The sequence below is a fragment of the Streptomyces chattanoogensis genome, assembly GCF_001294335.1.
GTDB lineage: Bacteria > Actinomycetota > Actinomycetes > Streptomycetales > Streptomycetaceae > Streptomyces > Streptomyces chattanoogensis.
This window is the reverse complement of the sequence record NZ_LGKG01000185.1, coordinates 118,670-142,389: the sequence shown is the minus strand read 5'-3', so window position 1 is coordinate 142,389 and position 23,720 is coordinate 118,670. Positions and strand designations below refer to the sequence as shown.

Here is a 23,720-nt window from a genome sequence, read left to right as displayed (position 1 = left end):
GGAAGCGGAGGGCGCCGGAGGGGCGCCCCGGCGCCCGGAAGGGCGCGCGTGCGCCGCCGTTGCCGCCGTATGAGGCGCGCACCGATCCATCTGGAACTCCCGGGAATCACGGCTGTCCGCCGGCCGCGGCACACGCCCGACCAGTGCGCCTTCCGGCGCGAACCCGCACGTTACGGGCCTTCCCCCGCCCGCGTCCAGACCGCTCGTGGTCGCTGCCCGCAGCCCCGCGCTCACGCTCGTGTGACGCTTTCGCGCCGCTTGGCGCTGTAACGATTAGAGGCCCGCGAAGGGCCTCTCGCGAACGACGGCCGGGGCCTCTCCTGTGGGGGGTGGCGGCCCCGGCCGTCCTCGATTCACACCGGATTCCCACCCGGTTCCGCGGGATTCACACCCGAATCACACCTGATCGGCGAGCGCCTTGAAGGCCTGCCAGGACATCGTCGGCGTCCCCGGGTTCCAGGTCTTCTGTGAGAGCGCCGCCAGCGGCAGCCGGATCCCGGCCGCGACCTGCTGCGGCGTCTGGGCATGTGACAGATCGCACCAGATCGCGAAGCGGGCACCGGGGATCCGGTCCGGCCCCGTCTGGCCGGCGGGCGCGTCCACCGGGGAGGTGCCGCGGAGCACCCGCGGGGTCCAGCTGCGGTAGATCCGCTCACCGGTCGGATAGGTGAACTGGTTGGGCTCGCCGAGGACGTAGTAGAGGTACTCGTCGTTGAAGTTCATGACGTTGCGGCCCTCGCGCAGGAACGCCGCGGGATCGCGCTTGCCGATCTCCTTGCCGGTCCAGTAGTCGACCGTCCGGTCCTTGTCGGCGGTGACCTTCCCGTCGGAGAAGAATCCGTCGTTCCAGGCCTCGATGCGGTTCTTGCCCGCCGCCTTCACGGTCTTCTCCCGGTCGTTGAGCCAGCCGGTCGCCAGGTCCTCGATGGTGGCCCCGGACCCGTACTTCTCCCGCGCGGCCCGTGCCAGCTGCGGGAAGGCGGCCTCCGGGTCGCTCGACATCAGCGCCTGGTACTCGTCGCCGCCCAGGTGCCAGTAGGCATCGGCGCCCTTGGGGTTGGTGAACAGGGCTGCGTACTCGCGCAGCAGCGAGTCGATGAGCTGCGCGGACTTCGGATTGGAGATGTCGATCGCACCCCTGACCGGACGGCCCTGGGCATTGCGCAGCACGAGGTCGGGATAGTGCTCGAGGACGGCGCCCAGATGGCCCGGCGAGTCGATCTCCGGGACGACCGAGATGTGCCGGCTCCGTGCGACCTTGATCAGGCGGCGTACCTGGTCCTTGGTCAGATGGTCCGCGGAGACGATCTCGGGGTGGGTGTCGCTCTGGATGCGGAATCCCTGGTCGTCGGAGAAGTGCAGCTGGAACTGGTTCAGCTTGAGGTCGCCGATCTCCTTGATGCGGTTCTCGATCCAGTCCGCGCTGAACGGCTTGCGGGCGTTGTCCAGCGACATACCGCGCTGCGGGCGGTCCGGCCGGTCCTTGATCGTGCCCTCGGGCAGCCCCCCGGCGGCGTGCACGGCCTGTTTGACGGTGCGGGTGCCGTAGAAGATTCCGGCGTCCGTGGGGGCCGTCAGAGTGAGCCGGCTGCCGCGGGCGGTGAGGGTGTAGGACTCGTCGGCGGTGCTGCGGGCGGCCGCGTTGTCCGGCCGCTCCGCCCCGGCCTTTCCCGTCAGCTTCACCTCGATATCACCCGGACGCACGGTCTTGGCACCCCACACCACCGTCAGCCCGCCCAGATCTTGGGCCATGAGTTGCGCCTCGTCGGCGAGGGTGCTCTTCTTCCCGGCCGGCACCACGATCCGGGCTCCCCCGGAGGGGCGCCAGCCGCGTCCGTCGGCCGGTGAGAAGTCCCGTACGGCCGGGATGACGCGCGGCTTGCCGGTGACCGCGGCCCAGGTGGGGGTGGGTGCGGGGGCCGCCTGGGTGCCCTTGCTGCCCGGCGGCCGGGAGTCCGCCCCGCCGGAGCAGCCGGTGAGCACCAGCGCCGCGACGAGCGCCGGGGCCAGCAGCCCGGCCGGCCGGGCCACGGGGCAGGTGCGTGACCTCGGGTGGGTCGGGTTCGACATCGTGCAATCCTCACTTTTCTGGGCGAAGGCATTGCCAGGTGTGCGGGGTCGCCGTCCACTAAGTGCGCGAAAGCTCTCTCATCCGGGTGAAATTCGCGCATCCATCGGACAGCGGTCGACAAGCGTCGTTAGCGTGGCGACTACTCCATCCGTCACCCGCGTCCCAGGGGTCCCGGATCGTCGGCCGTCCGCCGGGGTGCCGTGTCGCATACCGCGCCGCCACCACACCCACCTCTTCCTTCTTCAGTGCGAACGCGTCCGAAGTTCGTAGGTTCCTCTCCAGCTTCCGTCAGCCGTCCGTCCCGCACCCGCCGAAAAAGATCTGTCCGGGCCATCCGATCCGCCAGGTCCCCCGCCGTCCAGACCCTGTCCGTATTTCGCCCGTTCGTCCGACTGCCGATCCCTCCCCATCCATCGGCATCAGTCCCCATCCGTCCACCCCTATCCGCCCATCCGCCCGAGGAGCCCACGCTGTCCGGTGACCATCCATCGGCCGCCCGGCCGACGACGCTGCACCCGTTCACCGCGCCGTGCGGCATACGCCCGCAGAGCCGGGACGTGCTGCCGCAGGGCCGGACGGCCGGCGTCGGGCTCGACCGTTTCAACACCGTGCCGCGCGATGACGCCGAGGCGGCGCTGCTGACCTGCTGCGGCTGCGAGCGCTGGGCCCAGCGGATCGCCGCGCACCGCCCGTACCCCGATCTCGAGTCGCTGCTGGCCGCCTCCGACGAGGCCTGCTACGACCTCACCCCGTCCGAGGTGGACGAGGCGCTGGCCCGGGAATCGGTCTCGCCGCGCCCGCTCGCCGGCGCCCGCGGGCCCGGCACACTCGCCGCGCACACCGCCCTGCGGGCCGCCCACGCCGAGTACGAGCGGCGCTTCCGTCATGTCTTCGTCATCTGCCTGGACGGCTACCGCGAGGACGAGCAGCTGGACCAGGTGCTGTCCGCCATCCGCACCCGGCTGGGCAACGACGTGGACGAGGAGCGGGTCGTCACCGCCGATGAACTGCGCCGCCTGACCCGCGGCAGACTGGCGCGGCTCGCCGCCTCGCACCGGTGAATTGCGGCGTGTCTCCCGTAACGTCCCGGTTGAGGCTTGTGTGATAGCCCGTTGGTGGCTGTTTGATCACACCTAAGGACCCCGGCGCGAGGAACCGACAGCGCGTCGTTACGATGTCGAAGGCCGGTGGACCGTACCCGGCCGGGCCGAACCGACAGAGAAGCCGGCGCGGCCCCAATCCCCGCTCCCGGAGGGTTTTTCCGTGCCGGCTGGAACGCTGTACCGCGGCCGGGAAGGCATGTGGTCCTGGGTGGCTCACCGAGTCACTGGCGTCCTCATCTTCTTCTTCCTGTTCGTACACGTCCTCGACACCGCTCTCGTCCGGGTCTCTCCCGAGGCCTACGACGACGTCGTCGCGACTTACAAGACACCCATCGTCAACGTGATGGAGTACGGCCTGGTGGCCGCCATCCTCTTCCACGCACTCAACGGCCTGCGGGTCATCGCGGTGGACTTCTGGGCCAAGGGCCCGAAGTACCAGAAGCAGATGCTGTGGACCGTTATGGGCGTCTGGGTCGTGCTGATGGCCGGTGCCTTCTACCCCGTGCTGCAGCACACCCTGCGCACGCTGTTCGGGAGCTGATGACGCGAGATGTCTGCTGAGACGACTCCTGCGAGCGACCCGGTGTCGCTCTACGACGTGGACAACCCTGCCCCGGTCATCGAGGCGCCGCGCAAGCGCACCGGCAAGACCCCCAAGACGACCCGCACCAACTTCGAGCTGTACGGCTGGCTGTTCATGCGGCTGTCCGGCATCGTCCTGGTCGTCCTGGTCCTGGGCCACCTGCTGATCCAGCTGATGCTGGACGGCGGTGTCTCCAAGATCGGCTTCGCGTTCGTGGCCGGCCGCTGGGCCTCGCCGTTCTGGCAGGCCTGGGATCTGATCATGCTGTGGCTCGCGATGCTGCACGGCGCCAACGGTCTGCGCACGGTCATCAACGACTACGCGCAGCGGGACAACACCCGCTTCTGGCTGAAGATGCTGCTGTACACCGCCACGGTGTTCACCGTCCTTCTGGGCACGCTGGTGATCTTCACCTTCGACCCGAACATCCGCTAGGCCCCGGGGCTGAGGTAACCCATGAAGATCCACAAGTACGACACCGTCATCGTCGGCGCCGGCGGCGCGGGCATGCGCGCCGCCATCGAGGCGACGAAGCGCAGCCGGACCGCGGTCCTGACGAAGCTCTACCCGACCCGCTCCCACACCGGCGCCGCCCAGGGCGGTATGGCCGCCGCCCTCGCGAACGTCGAGGAGGACAACTGGGAGTGGCACACCTTCGACACGATCAAGGGCGGCGACTACCTGGTCGACCAGGACGCCGCCGAGATCCTGGCGAAGGAGGCCATCGACGCGGTCCTCGACCTCGAGAAGATGGGCCTGCCGTTCAACCGCACCCCGGACGGCACCATCGACCAGCGCCGCTTCGGCGGTCACTCCCGCAACCACGGCGAGGCCCCGGTCCGCCGGTCCTGCTACGCCGCGGACCGCACCGGCCACATGATCCTCCAGACGCTGTACCAGAACTGCGTCAAGGAGGGCGTGGAGTTCTTCAACGAGTTCTACGTCCTCGACCAGCTGATCACCGAGGTCGACGGGGTCAAGAAGTCCGCCGGTGTGGTCGCCTACGAGCTGGCCACCGGCGAGATCCACATCTTCCAGGCGAAGGCCGTCATCTACGCCTCCGGCGGCAACGGCAAGTTCTTCAAGGTGACCTCCAACGCGCACACCCTCACCGGTGACGGCCAGGCGGCCTGCTACCGGCGCGGGCTGCCGCTGGAGGACATGGAGTTCTTCCAGTTCCACCCGACCGGCATCTGGCGGATGGGCATCCTGCTGACGGAGGGCGCCCGCGGTGAGGGCGGCATCCTCCGCAACAAGGACGGCGAGCGCTTCATGGAGAAGTACGCGCCGGTCATGAAGGACCTCGCCTCGCGTGACGTCGTCTCGCGCTCCATCTACACGGAGATCCGCGAGGGCCGCGGCTGCGGTCCCGAGGGCGACCACGTCTACCTCGACCTGACGCACCTGCCGCCGGAGCAGCTGGACGCCAAGCTGCCCGACATCACCGAGTTCGCGCGGACGTACCTGGGCATCGAGCCGTACACCGACCCGATCCCGATCCAGCCGACCGCGCACTACGCGATGGGCGGTATCCCGACCAACGTCGAGGGTGAGGTCCTGGCGGACAACACCACCGTCGTCCCGGGCCTGTACGCGGCCGGCGAGGTCGCCTGTGTGTCCGTGCACGGCGCCAACCGTCTGGGCACCAACTCGCTGCTGGACATCAATGTGTTCGGGCGCCGGGCCGGCATCGCCGCGGCCGAGTACTCCGCGACGGCCGACTTCGTCGAGCTCCCCGAGGACCCGGCGAAGCTGGTCGAGGAGCAGGTCGAGCGGCTGCGCAACGCCACCGGCAGCGAGCGGGTCACCGAGATCCGCAAGGAGCTGCAGGAGACCATGGACAAGAACGTCATGGTCTTCCGTACCGAGCAGACCATCAAGGAGGCCGTCGAGAAGATCGGCGAGCTCCGCGCGCGGTACAAGAACGTCTCGGTGCAGGACAAGGGAAAGCGGTTCAACACCGACCTGCTGGAGGCCATCGAGCTGGGCAACCTGCTCGACCTGGCCGAGGTCATGGCCGTCTCCGCGCTGGCCCGCAAGGAGTCCCGCGGCGGTCACTACCGCGAGGACTACCCCAACCGCGACGACGTCAACTTCATGCGGCACACCATGGCGTACCGCGAGGTGGGTGCAGACGGCGCCGAGTCGATCCGCCTCGACTACAAGCCGGTCGTGCAGACCCGCTACCAGCCGATGGAGCGTAAGTACTGATGAGCAGCCCCACGCTTGAGAAGCACTCCGCGGCGCTGGACGCGGCGGAGAACACCGCTTCGGAGAACATCACCGTCACCTTCCGGATCCGCCGGTTCAACCCGGAGGTCTCGGAGGAGGCGACCTGGCAGGACTTCCAGCTGGAGCTGGACCCGAAGGAGCGGGTGCTCGACGGCCTCCACAAGATCAAGTGGGACCAGGACGGCACGCTGACCTTCCGCCGCTCCTGCGCGCACGGCATCTGCGGCTCCGACGCCATGCGGATCAACGGCAAGAACCGGCTGGCCTGCAAGACGCTGATCAAGGACATCAACCCTGAGAAGCCGATCACGGTCGAGGCCATCAAGGGCCTGACGGTCCTCAAGGACCTGGTCGTGGACATGGAGCCGTTCTTCCAGGCGTACCGCGATGTGATGCCGTTCCTGGTCACCAAGGGGAACGAGCCCACCCGCGAGCGCCGGCAGTCCGCCGAGGACCGCGAGCGCTTCGACGACACCACCAAGTGCATCCTGTGCGCCGCGTGCACCAGCTCGTGCCCGGTGTTCTGGAACGACGGCCAGTACTTCGGCCCGGCGGCGATCGTCAACGCGCACCGCTTCATCTTCGACTCGCGCGACGAGGCGGGCGAGCAGCGGCTGGAGATCCTGAACGACAAGGACGGTGTCTGGCGCTGCCGGACGACCTTCAACTGCACGGACGCCTGCCCGCGCGGTATCGAGGTCACCAAGGCGATTCAGGAAGTGAAGCGCGCACTCATCACCCGGCGCTTCTGATGACCCGCCAGGACTGGTAAGTCCCTGAGGGCCCCGCTTCCGTACGTACGGAGGCGGGGCCCTTCGGCGTTCCCGGGAGCCGCCGCCTCCGCCCCCGCCGCCGGATAGACCAGCACCGGCCGCAGCGCATCGTCCGCCAGCGCCACCGGATCGTCCCGGCAGAAGTACGAGGGGACGAAGACCAGTCCCCGGCCCTCCAGGCGCAGTTCGCGCTCCACCGGATAGTCGACCTCCAGCACCGGCGGCCGCCACCGCATCGCCGGTCCGAACGTCCGCAGCATCGCCTCCGCGCCCGCCTCGTCCAGCGCATGCCGGCGTAACGCCCGGTCCGTACCGACCCGTTCGGCGATCAGCGGCCAGCCCGGTGCGATGGCGTGGTGGTGGTAGGTGCGCAGGCTGCGGGCCAGCTGGCGCAGCGCGGCCGGCTCCCCCGCGGCGATGTCCCGCGTCCAGCCCGGCAGCGCCCGCTGCCCGCCCAGTACTGCCAGTTCGGCGCGGAGCCGGGTGCGCGGCGTGCGCATCACGGCCTCCAGGCCCGGTTCGACGCCGTCCGAAGCGGCGGACGGGGTGAGGAAGTCCGGGAAGTAGCCGTGCGGCGGGACGAGCGGGAACAGGGTGCGCAGCGGTCCCGGGCCGTGCCGCACGGCATGGCGCCGCCAGGCGGTCAGCGCCGGTTCGGCCCGGCTCTCGCGCAGCGCGTGCAGGCTCAGGACCGTCTCCCACAGCGGATCGGCGCCGTCGGCCACTCTCGTACGTGCCAGATCCTGCGCGGTGAAGTGCACTCGGAGCACATCGTCTCCTGGTGTTCGCGATCCCCGGCGTTCCGGGGCCGCCGCTCCCCCCGAGCGGCGTGCACACGAGGATCCGACCGCGGGACGGCTGTCGCAAGCGAGACACGCGGGTGGCGTGGGGTTGTTGGGACGAGGTTTCCGGGGCGGCCGGTCAGGCCGACCGGAGCGCCATCGTGGCCAGCGCCTCGTCCTGTGCCCGCCGCCGCTGCATGACCTGCGCATACGCGGTGAGCGCGGCCCGACGCCCGGCCAACTCGGCCATTTCCGCGTCCAGTTGGGCCATCTGCCGCTCCAGCGCGCCGGTGGAGAGCGTGCACGGGATCAGGCCCGGCCCGCCCTGGGCGCAGGGCAGCAGCTCACGGATGTCGTCCGTGCCGAGGCCCATGGCGAGGAGCTCCCGTATCCGGCCCACCCTCTCGGCCGACTCGGCGTCGTAACGGCGGTAGCCGTTGGCGTCGCGCCGGGAGTGGAGCAGCCCCCGCTGCTCGTAATAGCGCAGCGAGCGGGCGCTGACGCCGACGTGCCGCGCCAGCTCGCCGATCCGCATCCGGTCCCCGTTCCGGTCCTCCATGTTTCCCCCAGCTCCCGCTGTGACTCAGCTCTCCCTGGGCCGACTTGACCTTGACACCGGTGTCAAGCGGCACCCTCTTCGTCATGACCAACACGTCCACGGCACCCCAGATTCCCGCTCCGGCGTCTGAGGCCGCTCCCCTCCCGCCCCTGTCCACCACCGTCACCGGCGCGCCCACCGGCCCCGGCATCCTCCTGGCCCACGGCGCGACCGGCAGCATCGCCTCGAACTACGGGCAGCTCATCCCCGTACTGGCCGCCTCCGGCCACCGTGTCGTGGCCCCCGACTACCCGGGCTCGGGCGACACGCCGCGCGCCACCGGCCCGCTGTCCCTGGACGGCCTGGCCGACGCCCTGGTCGCCGAGGCCACCGCCAACGGGCTGGAGACCTTCACCCTGATCGGCTTCTCGATGGGTACGGCGGTGTCCGTCCGGGCCGCCGCCCGGCACCCCGAGCGGGTGCGCGGTCTCGTCCTGACGGCCGGACTCGCCAAGGCCGACACCCGCGCGTCCCTCTGGATCGATCTGTGGCTGCGCCTCCTGGAGCGCGGTGACTACGCCGGTTTCGCGCAGGCGCGGACGCTCTGCGGCCTGGCCCCGGAGTACCTCAACGGTCTGTCGCCGGAGGCGCTGCAGGCCGCACTGGACCCGGACCCGGCGCTCCCGCCCCGCGGCTCCGCCGAACAGGCCGCGCTGGTCCGCACTCTGGACACCACCGCCGATCTCCCCGGCATCACCGTCCCCACCCTGGTCATCACCACCACCCGGGATCCCCTCGTCCACCCCTCCCTGTCCCGTCACCTGGCCGACCACATCCCCGGCGCCGAGTACGCCGAGATCGCCACCGGGCATCTGCCGATGCTCGAGCGCCCCGAGGAGTGGCAGGGGCTGATCGCGGAGTTCCTCGCCCGGCACCGGCTGTGACGTCCGGTCCGGCCCCCGATTAGGGTCGTCGGCGTGGACGACGCGACGACGAGCAGGACGAAGGCGCCGAGGGCCGGGGCCCGGACGGGCGGCCCCGGCGCCAAGAGCGAGCAGACCCGGCGGCTGATCCTCGACACCGCGCTGCGTCTCTTCCGGGAGCGCGGTTACGACAGGACCACCATGCGGGCCATCGCCCAGGAGGCCGGGGTCTCCGTCGGCAACGCCTACTACTACTTCGCCTCCAAGGAACACCTGGTCCAGGGCTTCTACGACCAGATGGCCGAGGAGCACACGGCCGCCGCCCAGGACGTTCTCGCCAAGGAGACCGGACTGGCGCGGCGGCTGCGCGGGGTACTGCTGGCCTGGCTGGACGTGGCCGAGCCGTACCACGAGTTCGCCGCCCAGTTCTTCAAGAACGCCGCCGACCCGGCCAGCCCGCTCAGCCCCTTCTCCGACGAGTCCGAGGGGCCCCGCGAGGCCGTCATCGAGCTGCACCGCCGCCTCCTGGCCGGCGCCGACATCAAAGCGGACCCCGAACTCGCCGTCCAGCTACCCCGGTTGCTCTGGCTGCAGCAGATGGGCCTGGTCCTGTACTGGGTCCACGACCGCTCGGAGAACTGCGCCCGCAGCCGCGCCCTGGTGGAACGCACCTCTCCCCTGGTCGCCCGCGCCATCGCCGCCTCGCGCTTTCGCGTACTGCGCCCTCTGGTGCGTGAAGTGACCGATGTCCTGGGCGAGTTCCTCCTTCCGGCCGGTGACCGCACCGCGCCGGGGCGCCGTCCCTCGCCGGCCGGGCCCGGGAATGTCACCGGGGCCGACCCTGAGAATGTCACCGGTAATCCATGACTTTCGTCGGTACCGGACGCGACCGGACCGCACATACGCTCGGATCATGAAGAGAATTCGCCGCAGTGCAGCCGTCTTAGCCGCTCTTGCGCTGGCCCTTCCGCTGCCGGTCGCCGCAGCGGGCACAGCCGTCGCCGCGACGCCGCCCGCCGCCGTTGCCGCGGCCCCCGCCCATGCCGCCGTACGGCTCGAACTCTCCCGCCCCACCGGTCCGTACGCGATCGGGCGCAGCACCCTGCATCTGGCCGACACCTCGCGCCGGGACCCCTGGGTGCCGTCCGCCGGGGCACGCGAGCTGATGGTGTCGATGTACTACCCGGCCCACGCCGGCAGCGGTGACAGCGCACCGGCACCCTATATGACCACCAAAGAGGCACGGCTCCTCCTCGAAAAGCAGAAACTGGGCAGGACCTTCCCGCCCGAGCTCCTCTCCGGGACCCGCACCCACGCCCGCACCGCCGCCCGCCCCCTTGCCGGCAAGCATCCCCTGGTGGTCCTCTCGCCGGGCTTCTCCCTGAACCGCGCCACCCTCTCCCTCCTCTCGGAGGAGCTGGCCTCGCGCGGCTATGTCGTAGCCCTGGTGGACCATGCCTATGAATCCTTCGGTACGGCCTTCCCGGGCGGCCGCACGCTGACCTGCGTCGCCTGTGACGTGGCGGAGAGCGCTCCGACGGAGGAGGATGCGCGGAAGGTGATGGCCAAGGTGGCCGATGGCCGTGCGGCCGATGTCTCCTTCGTCATCGACGAACTGACGGGCCACCGCCGGGATGCCGGCAGAGCGGGTACGGCCGGTACGGCCTCCCCCGCCCGGAAGTTCTCCCGGCTCATCGACGCCCGCCGGATCGGCATGGCCGGGCATTCCATAGGCGGCAACAGCGCGGCCGCCGCCATGGCGGGCGACCGGCGCATCCGTGCCGGTGTGAACATGGACGGCACGTTCTTCTCCCGCGTCCCCCGCTCCGGACTCGACGGGCGGCCCTTCCTGATGCTCGGCAGCAAGGCGGGCCATTCCCCCGGCTCCGAGGACACCAGCTGGCCGGAGGACTGGCGGAAGCTGGACGGCTGGAAACGCTGGCTGACCGTGGCCGACGCCGGCCACTTCACCTTCATCGACCTGCCGGTCCTGGCCGCGCAGGTGGGGGTGAGCGACCCGTCGGCGCCGCTGTCCGGGAAGCGGTCGGGCGAGATCACCCGGGATTACGTCGGCGCCTTCTTCGACCAGCACCTGCGCGGCATCCACCGGCCCGTGCTGGACGGACCGACCGCCGCCAACCCCGAGGTCACCTTCAACTCGCCCTGACCCACGGAACGGAGCGCGGGGAAAGGAACGCAGCGCTGCCGCCCGTAGCGGACACGGGCGGCAGCCGGCGGCCGGGCGCTCAGCCCCAGCCCTGGCCGTTCGCGCTCTTGCGGCGGCGGGCCGAGACGACCACGGCCACGACGATGCCGATGACGAGAAGGGCGCCTGCGCCGATGCCGCCGTAGAGCAGGGCCTTGTTCGTACCGCTCGCCGACGCGCCGGACGCATCGGCGCCATCGCCCTCGTCCGCCCCGGGGACCGCCCCGGCCTGCGTCACCTTGCCCTTCGGCATCGGCAGCGGACCCTCCTTCGGTCCCGCGGGGATGTCCTTCCGCAGGGCCGGGCCGGGCTGGATGAAGCCGTAGCCGTAGTGGGCGTCCGGGACCTTGAGGCCCTTCTTGCTCTGAGGCAGTCCGGCCGTCTTCACCAGGCGGTTGGCGATCTGGCCGGGGGTGAGGTCGGGGAACTTCTGCTTGAGGAGGGCCGCTGCGCCGGAGACGTAGGCGGTGGCGATCGAGCTGCCCTCTTCCACGGTGGCATAGGCCGCATCGCTCTTGGCCGTTGCGACCGGGACCTTCACACCGGGGGCGAGCAGGTCCGTGTCGGCGTTGTAGTTGTTGGCGTCGGACGCCACGCCGTACTGGTCGACCGCTCCGACGCCGATCGCCCCCGGGCAGGCCACCGGATAGCTCTTTTCGGTCGCGGCGTCGTTGCCCACGCCGGCCACGACCACCACGCCCTTGGACAGGGCGTAGTGGATGGATTCGCAGTCGTCGCTGGTCCGGCCACCGCCATAGGACATGTTGATGACATCGGCGCCGTGGTCCACAGCCCAGCGGGTGGCCTGCCCGCTGTTCTTGTACTGCGGTACGGGAAGGATCCTGGCATCGGGCGCCAGCCCCTTGACGCCCTCGGAGCCGCCCGGACCGTGCCCATGGCCTGCGATGATCGCGGCCATGCTGGTGCCGTGGTCGCGGATGTCGCCGCCCGACGTGGTGTTCTTGGCCCGCTCGGCCTGCACCTGCTTCCCGAAGTCCGGCCCGGGGAGGAACTGTCCCTTCAGGTCCTGATGGGTCTCCCGGAATCCGCTGTCGAGCACGGCCACCGTCACACCCTTCCCGGTGGCCTCCGTCCACAGCTGCTCGGCCCCGAACGCCTGCAGCGGCCACAGATCCTTGCGCGTGGGGTCTGCGGAGGCGGTACCGCTCGCCGTGAGCAGCAGTGCGCCGGTCAGCGCAGCGCCCGCCGTCGCGCGCAGTGTTCGGGTGACCCTCATCCTTGGCTCCTTCTCGCTGTGCTGTCCGGGCGGCAGTGTTCCATTTCGACGAGAGGCCCCGCACCCTCGGGTGCGGGGCCAGTCCTTACCCGCCGCCGTACGACGCCGCCATCCGCCTACTCGATGACGCGCGGCGCCACATTGCGCTGCGGGGTCCAGGTCTCCTCGTCCTCCACCAGATAGTCGGGACGCTGCTTGCCGCCGCGCTCCTTCTCCCGGTTGTCCTTGCCCTTGGCTCCGGCGGCGCCCATGCCCGCCTGCTTGCCGCCGCGGCTGCGGTGCAGCCCCGAACCGCCCTGCTTGGCGCCGCCCGCGGGACCGCCCGGCTTGCCGGCCGTACCGCCGCGGGTACGCGCCAGCGCACCACCGCGTCCGGCCGCACCGGCGCCCGCCTTTCCGCCCGTGGCGCCGCCCGCGCCCGGCATGCCGCCGCGCATCCCGCCGGCACCGGCCGGGGGCCGTGCGCCACCGCCGCCCATGCGGCCGGGCATGGCGAGGACACCCGGCGGAAACGCACCGCCGGGGCCGCCTCCCGTGCCGCCGGTCACGCCGTGGCCGCCGCTCAGCGCACCGCCGCCGTAGCCGCCGGCGGTCGGCGGCGGGGTCATGGTGCCGCCCTGCACACCGTCGAGTCCGGTGGCCACCGGCAGCTCCGGCCGGTTGACCTTGGGCCCGTCGAAACCGGGCGGAACGGCCCCGCCGCCCACGTTGTGGGGGTGGTGCGGGGTGATCGAGGACGGGTCCGGGTGGTACCTGTCGGCCGGATCGGGCATCCGCACGGGCGGCGGCGGGCGGTGGTGGGACGGTGCCTGCGGCCAGTCGCCGTGGAGGCCGCCGTCGCCCGGGTCAGGGTAGACCTCGGCCTGGCGGTTGTAGTGGTCCGCCAGCTCATCCATCACGATGACGGCCTCGACCTGGCGCTCCTTGCTCAGGGACAGATTGTCCCGGTTGAGCTCCAGCGCCTGGCGGGCGTCCATGTTCGGGTTGGCCATGTCCCGGTGGAACTGGCTGTCGTCGCCGCTCGAGTCCATCGCCTTGTCCACGGTGCCCGGGTCGTGGATCTTCGACATGGCCTTCATGGCCTCGCGGAGGTTGTGCGCGGTGCCGACCTCCGGACCCGACTCGCGCGAACCGATCAGCGACGACTCCATGTTCCGGGCGTGCTGATACGTCCGGTCGAGCTTGCCGAGCACCTTGATGGCCTCGCGGCGGAAGGCCTCGGCCGCCGCGCCCTCCCAGTGCGCCGAGGCGTGATCGACGGCGTCCATGAACTTCTTGCGGACGCCGCTGTGCCCGTCGTGTCCGCCGAGCAGGTCCGCGGAGGCGCGCCAGTGCTCACCCGCGGTCTCGAGCACTTCGGGGCGGGCGTTCTCGATCATCCGCCGGAGCGTGTCGATGCCCTTGTGATGGAAGTCGGAAGGAGAGTGGGGGGTGAGGCGCTCACCCTTGAACGACTTCAGCCGCTCCGTCCGCTCCTGCTCCTTGCGCTGCTTCTCCATCTGCTTGGCACTGTCGTACTCCTGCTTGGCGTCAACCACGCCGGCCCCCCTTCATCGTCATCCTCTCGTCCTCATCACTGCTCGCCGCGGAAGGGTCAGCCGTTCATCGAGACCTTGGTCTGGTGGTCCTGGTCCTCGTAGGCACCGCGGCTGACCTCTGTCTTCTCGCTGAATTTGTGGATGAGGTCCTGGAGCGCCTGGGTGACGTCCTGCAAATACCCCTGCATACGGTCATGGGCCTTGGAGAGGTGTTCCGCCTCGCCGAAATCGACGCCGAATGCCGACTTCGGAATGTTCGTGCTGTACTTCACCTTCTGGCTGGTCTGATCCATATCGCCCTGAAGGCTCCGGAGCTGACGCACCACGCTGTCCAGCTCGTCGAGATCGACCTTGAAATGCTTGCCCATGACCACTCTCCCCGTAACCCGCGCACCGCGCTCGCCCCCGTCACGCCGCCCGGTCCGGCCGCCACGGCGAGAGGCGGGCATGCGACAGGGGCAGCGTAAAGACAAGAAAAAGAATACGGAGTTGATGGCCGGAACAGCAAGATCGTACGTTGCGATCTGTCCGGTTCGGGCGTAATGCGAACGCAGTTGTCGGCAGTCCGTTATGAAGTACCCGGGCAGCGCGCCTTTACCCCTCCGGCGCCCATGAACTAGGCCCGCATCGATGCCAGTTCGACCACCGTCACATCCGGCGGCGCCCCCACCCGCACCGGCGGCCCCCAGGCCCCTGCGCCGCGGGTGACATACAGCTGGGTACCGCCGTAATGCGCCAGTCCCGCGACGGTGGGATTGGTGGCCGCGGCGAGATAGGTGACCGGCCACATCTGGCCACCGTGGGTGTGACCGGAAAGCTGCAGATCCACGCCGTACCGGGCGCTGTCGTGGACGGTGACCGGCTGGTGCGCCAGGAGGACGACGGCGCGGGCGGTATCGCGTCCGCCGAGGGCCCGGGCGTAGTCCGGTCCGGCGTGCTCCCTCTCCCCCGCCAGGTCATTGATCCCGGCGAGATCGAAACCGGGGAGTTCGATGCGCGCATTTTCCAGCGGGGTAATACCCAATTCCTCTACGTAATCGACCCATTGGGCCGCTCCCGAGTAATACTCGTGATTTCCGGTGACGAAGTACGACCCGTACCGGGATTCCAGCGCGCGCAGCGGCTCGGCGGCCGGGCCGAGGTCGGGGACGCTGCCGTCCACCAGATCGCCGACGATGGCCACCAGATCGGCGCCGGTCCGGTTGACGGTCTCGACGACGCGCCGGGTGTGGGTGCGGCCGAGGACCGGGCTCAGATGGACATCGCTGACGAGGGCGATACGGAAGCCGTGCGCGGCGCGCGGCAGTTTGGCCAGGGGAACGGTGACCCGCTTCAGGCGCGGGCCGCGCAGGGCCGTCGCGGTGCCGTAGCCGACGGTGGCCGCGGAGGCGAGGGTGGCGCCGGACGCGACCGCCCGCGCGACGAAGACCCGGCGGGACGGGGCGGGGAGCGGCGACGGGGCGGGTGACGGCGACTGGGCGGGGGGTGACGCCGGGGCGGGGAGCGGCAGCGGGGCGGGCGACGCGGTCCGCGCCGGGATCACCCGCAGCCACACCACCCGTACCACCTCCCCCACCAGCAGGGCGAGCACGAGATAGAGCACCAGCGCCAGCCACAGATACCCGGGCCAGGCCAGCACCTGCTGAAGCACGAACGGCGCGCCGAGCCGCTCGGCCAGCAGCGCCGCGAGCACGAGGACCGGAAGAACGAAGGCCGCGACCGCACCCGTACGGCGGACCCGGCCGCCTGCCCTGGTGGTGTCGCGGATCAGCCGGCACCACAGATACCGGTGCACCGCGAAGAACAGCCCGAGCACCGCGACCACGATCAAGGCGAAGATCACGCCGACTCCCGGATGCTCGAGCGTCCGCCGGCCGGCACGCTGTGGCGCCCCACGGTAAGGGAGCCGGCCGGCCTGGAAGCGTCCGACGGTCCTGCCAGGTGTGGAGCCACGACGCAGCGCCGAACGCACCGCCGGAGACATCGTATGGACCCACCCCACGCAACTACCGCAACGGACACTGGTACTGCGGACGCACCCGATGCGGGCTGCAGGCGATCAGATTGAGCGAGAGAAAACGATCACCGCTCACCCACCAACCACCGACCCGGTCCTCACCCGCCGACAGAATCCGTACGGTCTCCACGTACTGCCCGCTCCCCTCACACCGTTCGGCCGAAGGAACCACCACGTACGACGAGCCGGCAAACAATTCCGCGTATTCCACCAACCGGCCGCAGTACCACCCGGCCCCCTCCGCCGGCTCGTAGAACGTCCCCTCGATCCGCGAAGCCGGCTTCAGCAACCAGTCCGCGCACTCCAGAGGCATCACCTGCGCGGACCGGAACTCCGGGTGCCCCGGCCGCCGATGAGCATCACCCGGCTTGACCAGGACGTCACCGTGACCGAGCCAGACGTAGGCGTGGTGGTGGTGTCGCGCCATTTCACTCCCTCATGGGTAAAGACGGCCCGCACCCCTGGCAGAGACACGGACCGCCCGATTCACGGGTGACCGACTACCGCTGCCAGCCGGTCAACGACGCCCGCAGCCCTGCCCGTCTCCGCACCCGCCATTGGGGTTGCCGTCCTGGCCGTCGTCCTCATCCCCGCCGTCCTTGACCGGGTCGAGGCGGTATCGCATGGTGATCTCCTCGGTGCTGTGTCGGCGCACGGCCGGTCCGCGCGTCGTCGTGCACATACGAGGGCCCCTTGTGGGCCCACCCGCTCCGGCCGTGTCCTGCCAGGGAATGACGGCCGGGGCGGGAGTCTTCACGGCTATCGCGAGCCGACGTGCCGGTTCACGACCCGTTCGCGTGCGCTCTCTGATGGCGACAGATCAGCACGTTGAAGTCGGTCACCCTGCTGAGATCCCGCTCCGCCGCAGCATGTTCCCGGCCGCACTCCAGGTCTTTGCACTCACGACACCCCTCTGTCTTGGCGGCGTTCGGGGGTACGGGAGTGGTCATGCGGCGCCTCCGATGAGGTGGACCGGCCTAGACGTGCGGCCTGAGTCGGACGTTAGGGGTCGAGGCGGGCAGCCCACTACGCAATGTTCTTCAATGTTCTCGACATATGGCTGGATGTTCTTGTTTGTTCTCACAAGAGAGCCTCAACCCTGTGGTCCCGGTCCCCACAACCCGTGATGCTGGACGAACACCACCTCCGCACCGAGGGAGACAAACGGGGCTCGACGACTGCGTTTCACGGGCACAGACAGCAAGAACGGGGGCTGTCCCGCACTGCACGAAGATCTGGACACGGGTGAGATCGTCGTGCAGGGAGCACCGCTCACCGACACCGCAGACCTCAATCGGCTCCAGCACTTCAGTCCGGGGGAATCAGCTGTCGTTGTTCCTCGCGAACTGCTCGTGAACTGGGGGCCGAAGGAGATGGATCGCGTGCCTGAACTAATCGATCCGGATGAATTCCTCAAGCTCTTCGACGAGTTTGAGCATTCGGCATGACATCTCGAAACCCGCCGCGGCTACGCCTCCGACCGGGAGGACGAGAGCTACCAGGAATTCCTCGACACAGGCACCGTGGCATGGGACCTGGATAGCGCATGGTGCACGAACATGCTCGCGCAGACTGCGGACGGTAAGCAGGTCGGCCGGGTACGCATCGTCGACGATCCCCCAACCAGCGGTCAGCTCTTCCTCCTTGGCTACGCGAGGTGCAACGCAGCTACGGGCGAGGACGTGCGTAACCTGTGGCGCGCCGACGCAGACCGGCTCCACCTGCCCGCCGAAGACTTCTGGATCTTTGACTCCCGGCTGGTAGCCCTGCTGAAGTTCGATGACGCCGACATTCTTCTGAATGTCGAGTTGATCACCGAACCAGCTGAAGTCGTCCGGTACTGCCAGGTGCGTGACGCCGCATGGCATCACGCTATCCCGTACGAGACGTTCGCGGCGGAGGTGTCTGCCGCAGAGTAGTGAGTGTGAACCGGTGAGCACCGACTATCAGCAGGCCCGGATCGCCCTTGGGAAGAGACTTCGCGAATTGCGAGAATCCGGCCCTATGGGCAAGCTCACCGGTCCACAGCTGGCCGGTCGCCTCGGCTGCACCCACTCCAAGATTTACAAGCTGGAGAACGGAAATCAGACAGCCACGGCCGACGACTTGCGTGCGTGGGCAGAGGCGACCGGCCACCCCGAGGCAACAGCCGAACTACTCGCTCGCCTGGCGGGTTTCGAATCCCACATCCGGTCATGGCGCAGACAACTGGCTTCCGGGCACCTTCCGGTGCAGCAGACATGGAATGCAGAAGTCGCACGGTCCAAGGTCATTTACATATGGGAGGAGGCCGTCGTCGCAGGCATGCTGCAGACCGCTGACTATGCGCGCCACGTATTCATCCATTACGCGGAGTTCCAGCAGACCAAGCCAGATGCAGACGAAGCGGCACGCGCAAGGCTGAAGCGACAGGAATGGCTTTACGAATCCGGAAAGAAGCTCCATGTGCTCATGTGGGAAGCGGCCCTTCATGCCCGGCTCTGCCCGCCCTCGGTGCTCGCTGCCCAGCTCGACCGGCTCGCCGGGGTAATCGGCATGGACACCGTCTCGCTGGGCATCGTCCCCCTCAATGCATCGCTGAAGCTGGCGCCTGCCAACGGCTTCTGCATCCTCGATGACCGGCTGGCGATCACCGAGGGCTGGCATGCCGAGCTATGGCTGGACGACGCACACAACATCGCCACGTACATGAAGGTCTGGAACACGCTCCGGGAGTCCGCCGTCTACGGCACCGAAGCGCAGAACGTGATCAACAGGGCCAGAAGGTCGCTCTGTTCCGAATGACGCACCTACCGTATGCACAGGGATGTACACATGAGGCAGCGCAATGAACTGCAGACCTCCGACCTGGAAACGCAGTCACCGAACACCGGACCGACGTACACCGAATGGCGACACCAAGTTCGCAACGGACTGAAACCACTCCAGAAAGCTCTGGTCCCGCTATTCCGCGAGACCCAGCTGTTCCGCGTCTACTCCTCCACCCTCGTACCCGGTCTGCTGCAGACCGAGGGCTACGCGTCCGCGGTACTGAAAGTGGTAGCCGACTTTCGTGAACTTCCCTACGACGACAGTGCGGAGGCCGCGCGAGCGCGGGTCGAGCGCTCCCAGGTCGTCCATGAACCAGGTCGCCAATTCGTGCTGCTCATCGAGGAATCAGTGCTGTACCACCAGATCGGGGATACAGACACGATGGCCGCCCAGTTGAGCTACCTGCTCACGGTCGGCGACCTGCCGTCCGTATCGCTCGGGATCATCCCGGCAGCTACGCCCGAGCGGGCGCAGTGGCCGCGCGAGACATTCCACATGTACGACGACAAGCTCGCGTCGATAGAGCTGGTGTCAGCAAGCGTGAACGTCAATCAACCGTCCGAGATCGCCCTGTACCTCAAGACATTCGAGCAACTGAGCAGCATGGCTTTGTACGGCGCGGAGGCACGGGCGCTGACGCTGAAGGCGCTGGAGGCGCTGCGCTGAGCCGGCGGCGTAAGGCTGCGCGTCCTGGAACGGCCAAGCTTCCGCTGGGAACCGCTGTAGCTGGACTTGTAGAACTCGAATGCGGTCACCGGTTCTCCTTGATCAGGCTGGACAGCCGGGCGCGAGTGTCCTGGGGAGACAGCGCCTTCCTGCGAACGCTATCGAACAGCCCACGGTGCCGGTTTGCATCCTCCTCGCTCTCCAGCCACAACCTGGAGCCAGCGGTTTCGACGTAGATCACATCCAGCGAGGCAGGTTCCTCGAACCCCACAATCACAAACGGTCCGCTCATCGACGCATGCGCCGCGGCCTCGAACGGCCACACCTGGAGCTTGACGTTCGACATGGTGGATGCCTCAAGCAGTCGTTCCAGTTGCGCCTGCATCACCGTCGATCCACCAACCTGCTGCCGTAGTACGGCCTCAGACAGCACCGCCCAGAGTTCCAGGGGCTCGTCACCGATCAGCCTGGCCTGTCTGCCGATCCGTGCCGCCACGAACTGATCGACTTCGTCCGGGTCCTCCCATACATCATCCGCTACGGCTACCGCACGGGCGTACTCGGGCGTCTGCAGCAGGCCAGGGACCAACTGGTTCTGGAACGTCCGAATCCTGGATGCCCCGGCCTCAAGCTGGATGTACTCCAGCAGGTCACCGAGGTCTGTGTACTCCTCCCACCAGCCCCAGGCCCGTCGTCTTTCTGTCAATGGTCGGCCATACGGAAGTGCCGTGCACTCACCGAGGCGATCAGGCGGAGGGCTTTGGCTCGCCCTCGTTCACGGCGGGTAGAGCAGCACCTGGGCCGGCTGTGAAAGCTCAGTCCATACGCCCCTCGGTCACACGTACGTGATTCCGCATCGTTGCTGTTCTCGCCGTTGCCGTGATCTGCCGTCGTCTTCCCCGGCCGCCCGCTGCTCCAACGCGGGCGGCCGCGGCCGTTTCGCGGGGTCGGCACGGTGGCGGGGGTGGGTGGCGGGCTGCGCCGACCGCAGCCGCCTCCTGCCGAGCGGGACACGCCCCGTCAGGCCGTACGCCTATGGCCGCGCCGGCCACCGCTGCCGCTCCGCATCCAACCACCCGGTACGACCGGAGAGTTGGTGCACCACACGGCCGCGGCGCCTGCATAATGACGTGCCATGACGAGGTTCGACGGGGCCCTGATCGAGTTCTGCCAGGAGCAGTGGAGCGGGGACGGCACGAACGGTCTCGCCCTCACGGTCCGGGGGCGGACCGCCGAAGGGCGATTGCTCGCCGGGGCCGACGCGCAGTGCTCGCTGGCCGGTCTCGAGGACATCGACCTGCTGGTGGAGAACTGCGGCTGCCCGTTCGTCAGCGAGGACGGCATGCAGGACGCGGAGGACCTGCTGGCCACGGCGTTCCCGGGTGCCGACGTCCGCGTCTACGAGACGGACGAGGAACCCGGGCCGCCGCCCGGCGCGACGCGCGCGTCCCCCCTCTGGGAGTACGAGGTCACCTGGGAGACGTGCGAGAGCTGCTCGGAAGTGTGACCCCGGTCACTCGTCCGTTGCCGACGGCGATTCGGCTCGCGCCGCCTCCCGCCGCAAGGCACGCACTCCGCGGAACCCGATGATGCCGATCGCCGTCCCCAAGAGAAAGGACGTCACGGCAAGCACCAGGTGCACCCAGAAGTAGGCGGTCGGGTCGCCTGCGTCGTTGAAGGCCAGGCCGCTGGCGTCCTTGATCAAATTCTTGACGAAGGTGAACCATATGCACCAGCTCCACGCCCCGAAGGCGAGCAGGAACCAGGACACAGGGCGTGAGAGCTTCATGAGCACCAGTATGGGCGGGGGCTCCATCCGGCGGTCGGGTGGGGCACTCTTCCGTGGGGTGATGTCCGGGGCGGGCGACGGGCCGGGTACGTTCTGCGACGTGCCGACGATCTTCGCTGACCCCACGGCTTCCGTCCCTTCGACCACCCCCGGCAGCACCGGAGCCCGGCGCCGCCCCGTGCGCGCCGCGGCCGTGCTGGCCACCGCCACGCTGCTGGCGTCCCCGCTGCTGGCCGGCACCGCGTACGCCGAGCCGCAGGACGGCAAGGAGCCCAAGGCTCCGGCGCCGCCCGCCAAGATGTCCCGGACCGGCGGCGACCGGCTGGGGCTGCCCGGCGTCCAGGTGGGCAGCCTGGCGCCCGGGGCGCCGAAGCTGCCGGGGCCGGACGCGCTCACCGCCCGGTCGTGGATCATCTCGGACGCCGCGTCCGGCCAGGTGCTGGCCGCCAAGAATCCGCACTGGCGGCTCGCGCCCGCCAGCACGCTGAAGATGCTGTTCGCCGACACCGTGCTGCCGAAGTTCCCCAAGGACGAGAAGCGCAAGGTCAGGGCCGCCGACCTCGAGGGGATGGGCATCGGCAGCAGCCTCGTGGGGATAAAGGAGAACCTGACCTACAGCGTGCACGACCTGTGGCTCGGGGTGTTCCTGCGGTCCGGCAACGACGCGGTGCATGCGCTGTCGGCGATGAACGGCGGCACGGCGGCCACCGTCGCCGAGATGCAGAAGCGCGCGAAGGAGCTGAACGCCACCGATACGCATGTCGTCACGCCCGACGGCTATGACGCGCCGGGTCAGGTGTCCAGCGCGTACGACCTGACCCTGTTCGCCCGCGCCGGGCTGAAGAACGCCGACTTCCGCGAGTACTGCTCGACGGCGAGCGCGCAATTTCCGGGCGAGGCGGCAAAGAACGGAAAACGCAAGACGTTCGGGATCCAGAACACCAACCGGCTGCTCAGCGGCGACTACGACATCAAGCCGTATCCGGGCATCGCGGGGGTGAAGAACGGTTCCACCACGAATGCCGGGTCGACGTTCACCGGCGTCGCCGTGCGCGGTGGCCGCACGCTGCTGGTCACGGTCATGAACCCGCAGAAGAAGGAGCACAACGAGGCGTACCGGGAGGCCGCCCGGCTCCTCGACTGGGGCTTCCAGGCCGCCGGGAAGGTGGAGCCGGTCGGCCGGCTCGTCGGGCCCAAGGACGAGGAGGACCGCGCGGAGCACGCCAAGGCGCAGGGCGCGGCCGGCAAGAACGGGCAGGGAGGCCGGGCGGCCGGGTCCGCGGGCGATTCCGGGGGCGTCCTGACCGGGGTCGGGATCGCCGGGGGCGTGCTCCTGGTGCTGGGGCTGGGCGCGATGGTGCTGCGCCGCCGGCGGGGCCGCTCGTGAGGTAGCGGCGCTCAGGTACGGGGGCGGGGCCCGGCGGCATCCGGCTCCGCCCCCGCCACCGTCTCCTGCTCCGGCTCCGCGCCCTGCGTGGCCGTCCACGCCGCGCAGAACACCAGCAGCTTCGCCGTGAAATTGATCCACAGCAGCAGCGCGACCGGGGTGCCGAAGGCCCCGTACATGCTGCGTGCGGCGACACCCCGGAGATAGCCGCTGAGCAGCAGCTTCAGCACTTCGAAGCCGATCGCGCCGATGAGGCTCGCGACCACGACGGCGCGGCGCGGCGGACGGGCGCCGGGCAGCTTGGTCAGGACGTACACCAGCAGCAGGAAGTCGGCGAGCACGGCGATGCAGAAGCCGGCGACGGAGAGCAGTACGGCGCCGATGCCGCCCTCCGGCAGGCCGATCGCGTCGGCGGCCTTGCCCACCGCGGCGGCCGCGAAGGTCGAGCAGGCGACGGAGAGCAGCGCCACGCCGCCGAGGCCGAGCAGCAGTGCGCCGTCGCGGAGCTTGCCGACGAAGAAGTTGACGTCCTCGTCGGCCTTCTCCCACACCGCGCGCAGACAGTCGCGCAGCGCCTCGACCCAGCCGATGCCGGTGAGGAGCAGCAGCGCGCCGGCGATCAGACCGACCGTGGCGGCGTTGTTGACCAGGCCGGCCAGATCGAGCTGTGCGGCGATGCCGGGGACCTGCTCGGCGAGCTTGCTCTCCAGCTGATGCAGCTGGCTGTCGTTCAGCACGGCGGCACCGATCGCGGCGACGACGGTGAGCAGCGGGAACAGCGCGATGAAGCTGGTGAAGGTGATCGCGGCGGCGAGCCTGGTCCAGTGCACTTGCAGCATGCGCGTCCATGCGCGCCAGAGATGAGTGGCCGTCAGCCAGGCCACGGCCGGCCGGATCGCCGGTCCGATCACCGGCAGCCGGGTCAGCCAGTCCATGGGTCCGTCCCCCTCTGCGCCGCGTCCGCCCGGGTGTCCGGGTCACCCGGAACCCTGGGGTCTGTCCGATGGGTCAGACCCTAGCCTCCGGTCGGCCGGGGGCTCCGTAGCGCTGCCATGGCGTCCCGC

The 23,720-nt window shown here is 69.3% G+C and carries 24 protein-coding genes and 1 pseudogene; 13 read left to right on the top strand and 12 right to left on the bottom strand.

Going from position 1 to position 23,720, the window contains the following annotated elements:
• Positions 1-396 precede the first annotated feature (396 nt).
• Positions 397-2,070 carry a beta-N-acetylhexosaminidase gene (locus tag ADL29_RS35315; protein WP_053927588.1) on the bottom strand — a complete coding sequence of 558 codons (1,674 nt, stop codon included), beginning with the start codon at positions 2,068-2,070 and terminating at the stop codon, positions 397-399.
• A gap of 558 nt (positions 2,071-2,628) precedes the next feature.
• Here ADL29_RS35315 and ADL29_RS35310 point away from each other — a divergent pair.
• From ADL29_RS35310 to ADL29_RS35290, 5 genes are all read left to right on the top strand, one after another.
• Positions 2,629-3,132, top strand: a complete 504-nt coding sequence (locus tag ADL29_RS35310; protein ID WP_169795283.1) for a 2-oxo-4-hydroxy-4-carboxy-5-ureidoimidazoline decarboxylase — start codon at positions 2,629-2,631, stop codon at positions 3,130-3,132.
• Positions 3,133-3,334: 202 nt separating this feature from the next.
• On the top strand, positions 3,335-3,715 hold the full coding sequence (sdhC, locus tag ADL29_RS35305; protein ID WP_078971524.1) for a succinate dehydrogenase, cytochrome b556 subunit: 381 nt from the start codon (positions 3,335-3,337) through the stop codon (positions 3,713-3,715).
• A gap of 9 nt (positions 3,716-3,724) precedes the next feature.
• Positions 3,725-4,192, top strand: coding sequence for a succinate dehydrogenase hydrophobic membrane anchor subunit (locus ADL29_RS35300; protein WP_046926345.1), 468 nt, complete (start codon positions 3,725-3,727; stop codon positions 4,190-4,192).
• A gap of 21 nt (positions 4,193-4,213) precedes the next feature.
• The gene (sdhA, locus tag ADL29_RS35295; protein ID WP_046926346.1) at positions 4,214-5,968 is read left to right on the top strand and encodes a succinate dehydrogenase flavoprotein subunit; all 1,755 of its coding nucleotides are present in this window, start codon (positions 4,214-4,216) and stop codon (positions 5,966-5,968) included.
• Entirely contained in the window at positions 5,968-6,741 is a 774-nt protein-coding gene (locus ADL29_RS35290; protein WP_053927587.1) for a succinate dehydrogenase iron-sulfur subunit, read from the top strand. Before sdhA ends, ADL29_RS35290 begins: the two co-directional genes overlap by 1 nt.
• Here ADL29_RS35290 and ADL29_RS35285 read toward each other — a convergent pair.
• Complete coding sequence (locus ADL29_RS35285) at positions 6,702-7,532, bottom strand: hypothetical protein (RefSeq protein ID WP_245689764.1); 831 nt, start codon at positions 7,530-7,532, stop codon at positions 6,702-6,704. The two genes, ADL29_RS35290 and ADL29_RS35285, sit on opposite strands and share 40 nt — an antisense overlap.
• A gap of 151 nt (positions 7,533-7,683) precedes the next feature.
• Positions 7,684-8,103 carry a MerR family transcriptional regulator gene (locus ADL29_RS35280; RefSeq protein WP_063788594.1) on the bottom strand — a complete coding sequence of 140 codons (420 nt, stop codon included), beginning with the start codon at positions 8,101-8,103 and terminating at the stop codon, positions 7,684-7,686.
• 83 nt (positions 8,104-8,186) lie between these two features.
• Between ADL29_RS35280 and ADL29_RS35275 the strand changes: the two genes are divergently transcribed.
• From ADL29_RS35275 to ADL29_RS35265, 3 genes are read left to right on the top strand one after another with little or no spacing between them, the layout of a single operon-like run.
• Positions 8,187-9,026, top strand: coding sequence for an alpha/beta fold hydrolase (locus tag ADL29_RS35275; protein ID WP_053927648.1), 840 nt, complete (start codon positions 8,187-8,189; stop codon positions 9,024-9,026).
• Between the two features lie 33 nt (positions 9,027-9,059).
• Positions 9,060-9,872, top strand: coding sequence for a TetR/AcrR family transcriptional regulator (locus ADL29_RS35270; protein ID WP_078971523.1), 813 nt, complete (start codon positions 9,060-9,062; stop codon positions 9,870-9,872).
• Between the two features lie 46 nt (positions 9,873-9,918).
• Positions 9,919-11,172 carry an alpha/beta hydrolase family protein gene (locus ADL29_RS35265; protein ID WP_053927585.1) on the top strand — a complete coding sequence of 418 codons (1,254 nt, stop codon included), beginning with the start codon at positions 9,919-9,921 and terminating at the stop codon, positions 11,170-11,172.
• A gap of 79 nt (positions 11,173-11,251) precedes the next feature.
• Here the strand turns inward: ADL29_RS35265 and ADL29_RS35260 are convergent, their stop codons facing one another.
• The 6 genes from ADL29_RS35260 to ADL29_RS43855 form a co-directional block, all read right to left on the bottom strand.
• The gene (locus tag ADL29_RS35260) at positions 11,252-12,448 is read right to left on the bottom strand and encodes a S8 family serine peptidase (RefSeq protein ID WP_053927584.1); all 1,197 of its coding nucleotides are present in this window, start codon (positions 12,446-12,448) and stop codon (positions 11,252-11,254) included.
• A gap of 116 nt (positions 12,449-12,564) precedes the next feature.
• Positions 12,565-13,986: a hypothetical protein gene (locus ADL29_RS35255; RefSeq protein ID WP_053927583.1), complete on the bottom strand. Its 1,422-nt coding sequence runs from the start codon at positions 13,984-13,986 to the stop codon at positions 12,565-12,567.
• 56 nt (positions 13,987-14,042) lie between these two features.
• Positions 14,043-14,354, bottom strand: coding sequence for a hypothetical protein (locus ADL29_RS35250; protein ID WP_046926352.1), 312 nt, complete (start codon positions 14,352-14,354; stop codon positions 14,043-14,045).
• Positions 14,355-14,602: 248 nt separating this feature from the next.
• Complete coding sequence (locus tag ADL29_RS35245) at positions 14,603-15,829, bottom strand: metallophosphoesterase (protein ID WP_053927582.1); 1,227 nt, start codon at positions 15,827-15,829, stop codon at positions 14,603-14,605.
• A 163-nt stretch (positions 15,830-15,992) separates the two neighbouring features.
• Positions 15,993-16,430: a hypothetical protein gene (locus tag ADL29_RS35240; protein ID WP_053927581.1), complete on the bottom strand. Its 438-nt coding sequence runs from the start codon at positions 16,428-16,430 to the stop codon at positions 15,993-15,995.
• Positions 16,431-16,520: 90 nt separating this feature from the next.
• Positions 16,521-16,685 carry a hypothetical protein gene (locus ADL29_RS43855; RefSeq protein ID WP_157878655.1) on the bottom strand — a complete coding sequence of 55 codons (165 nt, stop codon included), beginning with the start codon at positions 16,683-16,685 and terminating at the stop codon, positions 16,521-16,523.
• Positions 16,686-17,181: 496 nt separating this feature from the next.
• Between ADL29_RS43855 and ADL29_RS35235 the strand changes: the two are divergent.
• From ADL29_RS35235 to ADL29_RS35225, 3 genes and pseudogenes are all read left to right on the top strand, one after another.
• A pseudogene (locus ADL29_RS35235) lies at positions 17,182-17,922 on the top strand (DUF6879 family protein).
• Positions 17,923-17,935: 13 nt separating this feature from the next.
• Positions 17,936-18,787: a helix-turn-helix domain-containing protein gene (locus ADL29_RS35230; protein ID WP_053927580.1), complete on the top strand. Its 852-nt coding sequence runs from the start codon at positions 17,936-17,938 to the stop codon at positions 18,785-18,787.
• A 30-nt stretch (positions 18,788-18,817) separates the two neighbouring features.
• Positions 18,818-19,480 carry a DUF5753 domain-containing protein gene (locus ADL29_RS35225; RefSeq protein ID WP_078971521.1) on the top strand — a complete coding sequence of 221 codons (663 nt, stop codon included), beginning with the start codon at positions 18,818-18,820 and terminating at the stop codon, positions 19,478-19,480.
• 85 nt (positions 19,481-19,565) lie between these two features.
• Here ADL29_RS35225 and ADL29_RS35220 read toward each other — a convergent pair whose 3' ends face one another.
• Entirely contained in the window at positions 19,566-20,186 is a 621-nt protein-coding gene (locus ADL29_RS35220; protein ID WP_053927579.1) for a DUF5753 domain-containing protein, read from the bottom strand.
• A gap of 429 nt (positions 20,187-20,615) precedes the next feature.
• On the opposite strand from ADL29_RS35220, the gene ADL29_RS35215 reads away from it, so the two are divergent.
• Positions 20,616-20,987: a hypothetical protein gene (locus tag ADL29_RS35215; protein WP_053927578.1), complete on the top strand. Its 372-nt coding sequence runs from the start codon at positions 20,616-20,618 to the stop codon at positions 20,985-20,987.
• Positions 20,988-20,993: 6 nt separating this feature from the next.
• Here ADL29_RS35215 and ADL29_RS35210 read toward each other — a convergent pair whose 3' ends face one another.
• Positions 20,994-21,269 (bottom strand): SCO4848 family membrane protein, encoded by a 276-nt coding sequence (locus ADL29_RS35210; protein ID WP_053927646.1) that lies wholly within the window; start codon positions 21,267-21,269, stop codon positions 20,994-20,996.
• Here ADL29_RS35210 and ADL29_RS35205 point away from each other — a divergent pair.
• Positions 21,268-22,656 (top strand): D-alanyl-D-alanine carboxypeptidase family protein, encoded by a 1,389-nt coding sequence (locus ADL29_RS35205; protein WP_245689763.1) that lies wholly within the window; start codon positions 21,268-21,270, stop codon positions 22,654-22,656. The two genes, ADL29_RS35210 and ADL29_RS35205, sit on opposite strands and share 2 nt — an antisense overlap.
• 11 nt (positions 22,657-22,667) lie before the next feature.
• On the opposite strand, the gene ADL29_RS35200 is transcribed toward ADL29_RS35205, so the two are convergent.
• Positions 22,668-23,591, bottom strand: a complete 924-nt coding sequence (locus tag ADL29_RS35200; RefSeq protein ID WP_053927577.1) for a YihY/virulence factor BrkB family protein — start codon at positions 23,589-23,591, stop codon at positions 22,668-22,670.
• Positions 23,592-23,720: the final 129 nt, after the last annotated feature.